Origin of the sequence: Amycolatopsis sp. WAC 04182 (assembly GCF_003947465.1) — a bacterium.
Classification (GTDB): Bacteria; Actinomycetota; Actinomycetes; order Mycobacteriales; family Pseudonocardiaceae; genus Amycolatopsis.
Window position 1 is genome coordinate 1 of record NZ_QHJJ01000049.1, and the last position, 668, is coordinate 668.

At 69.9% G+C, this 668-nt stretch carries 1 protein-coding gene; it reads right to left on the reverse strand.

All coding sequences use genetic code 11. The features are described 5' to 3' along the window. Positions 1–375: 375 nt before the first annotated feature. Positions 376–668 (reverse strand): hypothetical protein (locus DMH01_RS42880; RefSeq protein ID WP_158633305.1); only part of this gene is annotated, 293 nt, incomplete at its 5' end.

Genomic DNA, 668 nt, shown 5'->3' on the forward strand with positions numbered 1-668 from the left:
GAACGTGTCGCAGGCCGAGCGCTGGGCCACCAGCTCCTGGCCGGCCTGGTCGCGCTCGCCGGTCAGGCGGTTCCGCTCCCGTGCGTGGTCAGCCTGGCGTCGTGCCGGCTCAGCGCGCAGTTCCTCCCGCCGGGCGTCGATGGCCTGGATGTGCGCGGCGCTCCAATCTGCGTCCCGTGGTCTTCATCCTGGCGGTGTGGGTCGCAACAGCATCCCAGGCTGTCCATGTTGCGAGTTATGTGACCGACGTGCAGTCTGTCGGGATCTAGCGTGATCAGCTTGTAAGAGCACCACCTCCGAGCCTTGCACAACACCCCGGCACACGACCCCGGGTGTTCGTTGCGGCGGAGAGCGATGGCGCTGCCGGCGGCCGCGTCAGTCGACATCCAGGCCCGGAGGGCAGTCGACGGGCTCGGAGGTGCCGTCGGCGTGCTCGATCCGGCAGCCGTTCTCCATGCCGCTGGACGGGCTGAAATGTCCGGAGAGGGCGGCGAAGAGGGCCAGGCCGACGACGGCGGCGATGAGCCCGATGACGATGCCGCCGTAACCGCCGCCGACGCCGACGGCGCCGACGGGTGCGGCCTTCGTCGGGTCCTCAGGGGTGTAGAGGACGTCGGTCTCCCTGCCGATGCCCAGCTGCGACTCGGCCCAGGACTCGGTGGTCACCT